This is a genomic window from Candidatus Cardinium sp. cBcalN2, from assembly GCF_022810445.1.
Lineage (GTDB): Bacteria > Bacteroidota > Bacteroidia > Cytophagales > Amoebophilaceae > Cardinium.
The window spans coordinates 1-9,812 of record NZ_JAACGD010000070.1 but is presented as its reverse complement, the minus strand read 5'-3'; the positions used below and the strand labels follow the sequence as shown (position 1 = coordinate 9,812).

The following is a 9,812-nucleotide window of genomic DNA, read 5'->3' as shown; positions in this document are numbered from 1 at the left end:
GCTAGCTCCAATAAGCCTAATTTCGGCTTGATGATTTTTTGATGTAAGTTCATAATAGTTGTTGTTATTTATATCAACACAAATTATCAAATGTCAGATTAAATATCAACTACTACACTTTTAGGAGTGCTTTGACTACCTCTGTATGCCCATTCATAGCTGCGATATGCAAGGCAGTCTGTCCCCATTTATCTGCATCTAGATTAATCTTATCATTCTCTAGGAGTGTTTGAACTACCTCTGTATGTCCCTCCCTAGCTGCCAGATGCAAGGCAGTCTGTCCCGATTTATTTGCATCTAGATTAATCTTATCATTCTCTAGGAGTTCTTTGACTATCTCTGTATGCCCATTCAGAGCTGCCAGATGCAAGGGAGTATATCCCTCTTTATTTTGTGCATTTACATTAATCTTCTCCTTATTTATTAGTAGTTTAGCTACTTCTGTACGTCCTTTCATAGTCGCTATATGCAATGCAGTATTTCCATCCTCATTTTGGCTATTTATATCAATCTTAATCTGCTTATTGTTTAAGATTTCTTTAACTACCTCTGTATAGCCCTTTTCAGCTGCCAGGTGCAAGGCAGTATATCCATCTTCATTTTGGCTATTTACATCAATATCTTGTTGTCTTTCTAAAAAAGCCTTAACTGTATCCAGATAACCATTTGATGCGGCTAATCGGAACAAATAGTCATGATCTTGATTATTAAACTTAGGTTTAAATTGTAAAATCAATTGTGTTATGCCTCCATCATTCTTATTAACTGCCCATTCCAGAAGATTATTATAATGAGTATAATCTGGGGTACTTAAAACAATATCTGGTTCTCTAAGTAAAAGATTAACTATCTCTAGGTTACCCGTTTTTGATGCTAAAAAGAGAGGCGTTTCTTCTTGCTTATTTTTCGCATTCACATCTGCTTTAGCTTCTACAAGTTTTTTTACAACATCTAGATGACCTGCTGCTGCCAGATGCAAAGCAGTATTTACTGTTTCTGGATGAGTATATGTAACATCTAACTCCTTACATCTAGTGTGTTGCAATAAAGCCACGGCTATATCCGGTTTTTTACACTGCAGCGCATAGAAGAGTGAAGGTGGTGCTTCCCCTGTATCGTTAATATTGGTGCTTTTTGCATTAACTAAAGCAATAACTAATGACTTAAAACCTTTGTTTATATATAGACCGAGTGGTGTCAGCCTACTTCCTTTGTTCGGTGTTTGATCTAATTCAGAGCTTGTTTTTGCTTTTTCATGTAAGGTAGAATCTAAAGCAGTTTTTCCGGCATCCATTGCTTGGCGCCTTAGACGTGTTCCCCTTATACAAGAAGAAAAAATGTTCAGGCTTAATAGTGCGGTAAATAGGGTCACGATATAATTTAGATACCTTTTCATAGTATTTGATGTTTAATGGAACAGAGAAGGTTATCAATAATTTGGATAAAAATGATAGGATTCATATCACAAAAAAAGTAAATATAATTCCAAGATAAAAAGGGACTTTTTAATGTTACTTTTTGCTTTTTTTGGCTCTGCTACAGTGCTGAATAAATACACGAAGCTAGCTCTATACAACAATGTTGAGGTTATTAAAATGAGGTGGTTGGGCATATTGAACTTGCATTCACGGCTTGTTCAGTTAAAAAGGTTACCACTTCTGCTTTATCATTTGGTTGCTTCGATTCGCTTATTAGATGTAGCAGATTGCATCCATTTTGATCCGTTGCATTTTTATATAGACCCTGTTCCCAGGCATATTTGATGCTGTCTATTGAGAAGCCTTGCTTTTTCAAATATGTCAATATTGCCTCAGTTATGCGCCTAGGATCCTCAACAGTGAATGGTACTTCTGTTGTGTTGCTAACTGGTACTTCTGTTGCGTTACTACTAACAAATTTTTCATTGCCTGTCGGATCTGTAATGGGTGTTACTGGTTCATCGATTGTATGATTAGGGATAAAGGGAGGAGCAGGAGATGTCCCCAGACCTATTTGATTTGCTCCATGCCCAACCTCAGCATGATGATAAATAACATACCAGCCTACAATAGGAGAAAGCACTAAAGTTAGTGCGGCTGTTACATAAAAAACCTTAGCCCATGGCGAACTCCTATTCCATAATCTTTGGGATCTTTGATGGAATCTTTGGAGCTTAGCAGGGATGGAAAACCCTAGCTCTTTCCTTGTATGTACATTTACGCAAGCAGATAAGGTATTTAAAATTAATAGTCCAGCGAGCAGACCTGCTCTGTAGCGTGTATAAGCTTTCATAGTATTGATCTTTAAATAAATAGTATTATAATCGTAACCAAGCAGGTTGCTGCCCATATATATCCCATAGCCTATCATATTTGTCTGTTCTATCGGCTTAATTTCAGATAAAATACAACCTTAATTAAGCGCCATCGAACGGAGCAACCTCTTAACTTATCTATAATTAGATTTATCTACAATTTTAGTTTTTTTACTTAACGTATTAATAACAAAAAATAAAGATAATTGCAAGAAATAATGGTATGAGAAATGACAATACAGAAGATAGGTGATTGGATTAAAAAAGGGGGGTAATAGTCAGCGTATCAATCTTTTTGTACAATGGGCCTTTTTTCTTTTTGTAGGTGGTTCTGCCACAATGGTGAATAGGTACTCTATAATATATCAAATAAATTGATATTCAATTTATTTGATATATTTTCAGCGCTATGGCTATGTTTTGAAAAAAAGGCCCCTTGTAACAATTTGCGATCAGCAAGCATAGCTTACAGATGCAAAGAAAAACTTCCCTACATCTTGCTTTATCAGTTTTACGAAAGCTTGATCTCTTCAATTGATACTATTATTCCTATAGCTGCGTGTTAGCCTGCAGGTAGGTAACTTTCATGAAACACTTTAATTTTTAGGCTTCTTTGTACTATTAAACTTCTTTCTATAGGAATTTAATAATTTTCTAATACGAGGTTCATTTAGTACCGTTTCATTTTCGAAAACACTTAAACCAGCAGCGTTTATTGCATCGAAGTCCACTTTTATACCCTTTTCTAAGGCAGTGTCTAAAAAAGCACGAATCACCATCCTTAGATCTTTAACTTCTAGGCCCCAAAAATTCTTGACGATCCACATAAGCAATGTTCTGCCTGTACTGTCTTTGACATTTACATCCAACCCTTGGTTACACAAATATTCAAACGTTTGTTTATTGAGAGGCACACCTGTTTCCATTAAAATATAGGTTGCTTTTTCGAAGGTTGAGATTGGGTATGTCTTATGAATCGAAGAAAACAAAGTTGTATTCAAGGGCGTGTGATTGAATACCTCTTCATAATTAAATATCCCTTTGTAATGAACTAAAGGTTTGTAATTAACAGTTGTTGGACTTTCTTTTGAGGTGTTATGCACATATTTGTAATTTAGCCAACTTGCTTCTCCTTGCAATTCTGTAGATTCAGGTGTATGATTGTCTGAAAAATTTTTATTCAATAACGCTTTCTTGAGTAAGGCATCGGAATCATCTATTAACGAAGGATTAACCATACAGGTACTTAAACACTCATTGAAACACTTATCTTTTGTTGACGCTACTATCCCACTGTTTGGATTACTGAGTGTAATTGAATTAGGCGAACCAACAGCAGCAGAAGCAGGCATACCATTACCATTAGCGCAAACCAAAGCACCAACTATAGTTTTTTTAAAGCTGAAATCTGATGCTTGCCGTGTGTTAACACAAGAAGACAAAGTATATAAGGTTAATAGTCCCATCAGTAAGCTTGCTTTATATTGTCTATATTTATTTTTCATCTGTATTTGTTTTTAAAATGATAAGATATAACGCCCACTAAGCAGCATGCTTACCATGCATATTTGATAATCTATATTCATATGGTTCCATCTGCTTAGCTTGAATCAAAGCAAAAAGCAACCTTAATTAGGCCCAATTGCCCCTAAGGTATATGCTTTTGCTTATTTACAATTTTATGAAAAATAGATAGAATTAAAAAATATAAATCATTGATAATCAATTAAAAACTGAATTTAAAGGGTTGATTCTTTGAGCTATTTTTTATTATAAAAATAAACATACCAATCTATCAACATAGCATGAAGTCAGAGGAATATTTATCTTACTTTTTTCTTGATAAAAAAGTAAGCAAAAAATCAAGCCCTGGGTAAAAAGTTGCTGAAAGCATACCTTACAGCTGGAAAAACAGAACTTGCCCACTGTGCGGGCTTCGAACATGCTGTTTTTCTACTTCAGTTGTAAGTGTGTGCTTTCTAATCGCAACTTTTTACAAGGGGCATTTTTTCTTTTTGTATGTACTGCTGCCATAAGGCTGAATGGAAACATTTGGCAATTTCAGTAAAATATAGTCTTTAAAATAACTGTTTCCCAACGGGATAGAAAATGATTTTGTTTGAAGCCCACGAAGGGAGGTGAATTATGATTTTTCTTTTCGGAAATAGATACTTTCTTTATTTTTACTGCGTGCTAAATTTTTTATCGGTGGTCATAAGCAAGATGAGATACTAATCATCCATTCAAAAACGCTATTTTATTTAATAATCAATGAAATATGATGCTTAAATTGACGCCATTGCATTAACGAATACTTTGTTTAGGTATAATCTGCCCCTATGGGTAGGGGCTAAATAGGTACACTATTAACTAAAGCTATGCTAATGCTACAAGTCGAGCCATAGTGTCAACAAAAGGCCAGTTAGAACCAACTTCACTGCTTGGGTGCGTTGTCTTTGCTGCATTAGGCTCAATTACTAAGTAATCGGGGTCTTCTTTCGGTTCAGAAATAGTGAAATCACTGACATCAGTCAAATCTTCTGGGGGTGTCATCACAGGATTATATATGGAATTAATACCGTAGTAGGCATGAGCAGTAAGCCACTCAAGTGCTTGATAACCATATGATCCAGCCAATATTAAACCAGAGGTAGCTATACGAACAGTATGCCTGCCAATAGGAGCCGAAACGGTGTAACCAAAATCCCAACCCTTAGCAGCGCCATAGCCGATGCCCTGACTAATAGGAGCGTCTGTACAAGCAGCATACCAACCACCACTAAATCCACCCAGTAGACTGCAAAAAGTACCTCCAGTAAGACCGGTAGCCACTGCACCAATAGCACCAGCCGTATCAACAGTTACTTCAATATTAGAGCGTTCTTTGACTAGTTGAGCATCTTTTTTGAGGATCAATAGCTCGGGTTGCGACAATACTGCATGACTTTGGTTCCTTGTTTCTAGAAGCCCTAATTCAGCTTTTCTATAATGAGTACATCCAGCCAATCCAAGTGCAGCAAGGAGGTAAAAGTTTATTAAAAAATTATTTTTTAAGTTGTTTTTCATTGTTTAATTTAAATTCGTATGTTAACAACATGTGCAGTACAGATATAAATCTATACTAAGTATAATTTCTACCCCGAAAACCTATTACATCTGTTTTCCATAGAGGAACAGATATAGAAATAAACCTATAAAATACCGAGAAAATAACCTGAAGCAAATTTAGCTATTTTTTTATGTTACACAAATTATTTTAGGATTTATTCGGAAGAACCAGATAAGCTACATTACATTTATCGTTTCCGATGAAAAGCATCTAAAGTATGTAAGCTAATCTATTGTTTAATTTAAACTATTTCATATCTAGAAGTGCTTGTTTATCAATCAGTTGCATTAGTTTTTCTTTAAGATCTCCTGCTTTAAAGCAGTTAGCAAAACCATTTGCTTCTGTTTGAAAACCATTTTCATCTGGATTTTCAGCTGCATTGACACAAGTTACCAACATACCCAAGGCTAAGTCTGAATTATTTACAATAGCCGTAAGCCATTTTTTAGCTTTCTTGAGCATCTCTTCCTTGTAACTGACCACTTCACTCACTAATCCCATACGTTCTGCATCTTCTGCACCTATGCGTTTACCAGTCATTAGGTATTCTAATGCTTTAGTTTTGCCCAACAATTGGGTTAACCGTTGTGTACCGCCAAATCCAGGAATAACACCATAAGTAACTTCTGGAAAAGCAAAAATAGCATTTTCAGACGCAAATCGAAAATGGCAAGCCAATGCTAGCTCAAAACCAGATCCTAAAGCGTAACCATTAATAGCAGCTAAAATAGGCTTAGGACAGTTTTCTATAAAAGCCAATACCTCTTGACCATTTTCTGCAAACTTTCTTGCATTCAATTCACTGAGTTTGAGTAATTCAGAAACCTCTGAACCCAGAGAAAAAATTTCTTCACCTTCTCCAGTAATGATTACGCCTTCTATGTGGTCATTGTCATAGACTTCTTGAATGACATTACGCAACGCGATCATTTTTTTATCTGTTAAAGTGAAAGATTTTGAATCGGTTTTAAAGGTAATGGTTAAAATACCATCTTCTAGATTAGTGTGTAATGATTCTGTTTTTTCCATGCTGAACGCAAATTTGTTTTATAGCCTAATTCAGTAACTAGTATGCAATGCAAAAAAATAGATTGCCGTTTTTCTATCTACGTAATTTAATATTTTATATTTATCCTAAAGCCAAAAACCATCTTACCAAATATACAGGATATTTAAATAGTTCAATAACTTTTTTTAAAAGTAGCCTACATAATGATTTTAATGATTTATAAAGCGCACAATATTAAAGATGAATCACTTCCCCATAGGCAGCAGCAACAGCCTCCATAATGGCTTCCGACATGGTCGGATGTGGATGAGTGCTATTTTGAATTTCATATGCGGTAGTTTCTAGTTTACGTGCAACGACTACCTCTGCAATCATTTCTGTTACATGGGCGCCTACTATATGTGCACCTAGCCATTCGCCATATTCGGCATCAAAAATCACTTTTACAAACCCTTCTGGCAAACCGGCCGCATGGGCTTTACCAGAGGCAGAGAATGGGAAAACACCTACCTTAATCTTATAACCGGCTTCTTTTGCAGCTTTTTCTGTATAACCTACGGAAGCTACTTCAGGTTGCGTATAGGTACAAGATGGTAGATTGTTGTAATCTAGTGGCTCTGGCGTGAGTCCTGCTATTTTCTCTACACAAATAATAGCTTCTGCTGATGCTACATGGGCTAAAGCAGGCCCTTTGACCAGATCTCCAATAGCATAGACACCCTTACAACTGGTTCTATAATAGCCATCTACCGCAATCTTACCACCTTCCATCAGTATGCCGTTTGCCTCTAAACCAATATCTTCTATATTAGGTTGCACACCAACCGCAGAAAGTACCAATTCAGTTTCAATCTTTAGATCACCTGATTGGGTAGCAACATGGGCTATAGAGGTAGGCCCCCCAACATCTACTTTGGTAACTTCTGCAGCCGTATAGACCTGTATGCCTTTTTTGTTAAAAGATTTTAGAATTTGTTTAGATATCTCTTCGTCTTCAAGTGGCAATAAATAAGGAGCATATTCCACTAAAGTGACTTTGGAGCCTATTGTATGGTAAAAATAAGCGAATTCACATCCAATAGCGCCTCCTCCTGCAATGACTATAGACTTGGGTTGAGTAGTGCGTGCAAGTGCTGCTCTGTAGCCCATAATATGGGAGCCATCAATAGGTAGATGGGGTAACTGACGACTCCGTGAACCCGTTGCCAAAATAATATGTTGAGCATGGTAGAGGTGGGTAGTACCTTCTGGTGTGGTTACTGAGGTCGTATTATGGGGTAATAATTTACCACGTCCTTCTAAAAGCGTAATTTTATGCTTTTTAAAAAGATGGTGAATGCCCTTACTCATGGTAGCTGCTACATCCCGACTGCGCTGCATGATGGCTTTAAAATTTGGCCTAGCTTCCATTACTTCAATACCATAAGCTGCAGCATGATTAAAGTAATCAAATACCTGGGCACTTTTGAGTAATGCTTTGGTAGGAATACAACCCCAGTTCAGACAAACACCACCAAGGGCTTCTTGTTCTATGACCGCAACATGCATCCCTAACTGAGCAGCCCTAATGGCAGCAACATATCCACCGGGACCACTTCCAATTATAATAAGATCATATTCCTGATGCATATTTGTTGTTTATTTAAGCGTTTGTAAAGGCTACAGCTTGTTATAAGCTAACTACAATTATAATTAAAAACGCACTAATCTACTATACCAAGTTGTTCCTTTACAATAGGAATGGTTTGCTTTTTTTCTGCCATAATCATCAGCAAGTCCAATCCAATAATAACGGTATCGCCTCTAGGAATAACATATACACCATTTCTTTTTATAAGCACAATCAATACATTTTCTGGAAAACTCAACTGTACTATTTTTTTACCGATAGCTGGAGAATCTTCTGGTACAATCACCTCTATTAATTCACTATCTACTTCTTTGGATAACTGGATGCTAGGTTTGTGTTTTTCCACTGGTGGTGCTTCTAATTGGAGCCACTTGGCCAATGGCGAGAGGGTTGTGCCTTGAAATAGTATGGAAGTGAGCACAACAAAAAAAACAATATGATAGATAATATCTGCTTGGTGAATATTATCTAACAATGGATAAGTAGCAAAAACAATGGGTACAGCTCCTCTAAGGCCTACCCAAGAGATAAAAACCTTATGGTTGAATTGTAATGTTTTAGAAAAACACAATGATATAAAAACACTCAACGGACGTGCTATGAACATTAAAAAAATAGAAAGCAATAGGCCGATACCAGCTATAGGTATAAGTTTACCAGGATAAACCAATAGCCCAAGCATAATAAACATAATGATTTGCATTAACCAAGAAATGCCTTCACAAAATTGGATGATACTTTTTTTATGTGGAAAATCTTTATTGCCCAAGATTAATCCAACAAGATAAACGGCTAAAAAAGCATTACCATGCAAAAAATGGGTGGCTGAATAGGTAAAAATAACGACAGCCAACATCAAACCTGGGTAAAGAGAACGGTTGGCTAAGCGAAGGTTATCCAGCAATACCAGCATGAGCTTACCCACTAATAGACCGGCTAATCCGCCTACCACCATTTCTTGAATAAAAGTACAAATCGCTGCTATGGGACTAATCGCTTGTTGGGTGATGAGCAGACTTTTGAATAAAAACATTAAAAAATAAGCCATTGTATCATTACTGCCAGATTCTAATTCTAACATCGGACTGAGATTGGCCTTGAGGTGCATCTTCTTAGACCGAATAATCGCAAAGACCGCAGCTGCATCGGTAGAAGCTACAATCGATCCCATCAGTAACCCTTCTAATAAGGAGAATTGCATACTGCCCCCCCAAAGGGTTGTAATCCCCCAAATAAATAGACCAACACTAAAAGTTGTAATTAAAATACCTACCGTTGCCAGTAATATACCATTCCAAAGAATGGGGCGTATATGCTTGTACTCAGTTTCTATGCCTCCTGTAAAAAGAATCAAGCTCAGGGTAATAGCACCCAGCAATTGAGCAGCTATAGGATTATGAAAGTCAATATTGCCCAATTTTTCATGGCCTGCAGCCATGCCTACCAATAAAAATATAATCAACGCTGGAATTCCCAGTCTAGTAGATAATTTGGTAATAACAATACTCAAAAAGAGTAAAAAAGAGCCGGCAATAAGTAAGCTTTCAGGAACTAAGTGCATAGATTTTTATGATGTTAAAAGATGTAAAGCTACGCAGATGCACTACAATTGGCATAACTAGCCTGTTGCAGGATATGTTTTATACTATATCAAATTTAAGCAAAATAAGCAAAAATTACCGCATCTTATCCTCTTATGCTGCATTGGTTAAGTCTGTTGCAATGGTTTCAAAGTTGCATGGAGTGCTTTTTTATCTGTAGTAGTTGATAT

General features: G+C 36.5%; 7 protein-coding genes. All 7 read right to left on the bottom strand.

Features of this window, described 5'->3' with window-relative positions; genetic code table 11:
* Positions 1-112: 112 nt before the first annotated feature.
* Positions 113-1,396, bottom strand: coding sequence for an ankyrin repeat domain-containing protein (locus MUW74_RS02080; protein WP_243517487.1), 1,284 nt, complete (start codon positions 1,394-1,396; stop codon positions 113-115).
* A 194-nt stretch (positions 1,397-1,590) separates the two neighbouring features.
* A complete protein-coding gene (locus MUW74_RS02075) occupies positions 1,591-2,271 on the bottom strand; it encodes a hypothetical protein (RefSeq protein ID WP_243553042.1) in 681 nt (226 codons plus the stop codon).
* Between the two features lie 618 nt (positions 2,272-2,889).
* Positions 2,890-3,798 carry a hypothetical protein gene (locus MUW74_RS02070; RefSeq protein ID WP_243517481.1) on the bottom strand — a complete coding sequence of 303 codons (909 nt, stop codon included), beginning with the start codon at positions 3,796-3,798 and terminating at the stop codon, positions 2,890-2,892.
* An 871-nt stretch (positions 3,799-4,669) separates the two neighbouring features.
* A complete protein-coding gene (locus MUW74_RS02065; RefSeq protein ID WP_243517478.1) occupies positions 4,670-5,359 on the bottom strand; it encodes a hypothetical protein in 690 nt (229 codons plus the stop codon).
* Positions 5,360-5,648: 289 nt separating this feature from the next.
* Positions 5,649-6,431, bottom strand: a complete 783-nt coding sequence (locus MUW74_RS02060; RefSeq protein ID WP_243018160.1) for an enoyl-CoA hydratase/isomerase family protein — start codon at positions 6,429-6,431, stop codon at positions 5,649-5,651.
* A 214-nt stretch (positions 6,432-6,645) separates the two neighbouring features.
* The gene (gene lpdA, locus MUW74_RS02055; protein ID WP_243517476.1) at positions 6,646-8,040 is read right to left on the bottom strand and encodes a dihydrolipoyl dehydrogenase; all 1,395 of its coding nucleotides are present in this window, start codon (positions 8,038-8,040) and stop codon (positions 6,646-6,648) included.
* A 74-nt stretch (positions 8,041-8,114) separates the two neighbouring features.
* On the bottom strand, positions 8,115-9,602 hold the full coding sequence (locus MUW74_RS02050; RefSeq protein ID WP_243517473.1) for a potassium/proton antiporter: 1,488 nt from the start codon (positions 9,600-9,602) through the stop codon (positions 8,115-8,117).
* Positions 9,603-9,812: the final 210 nt, after the last annotated feature.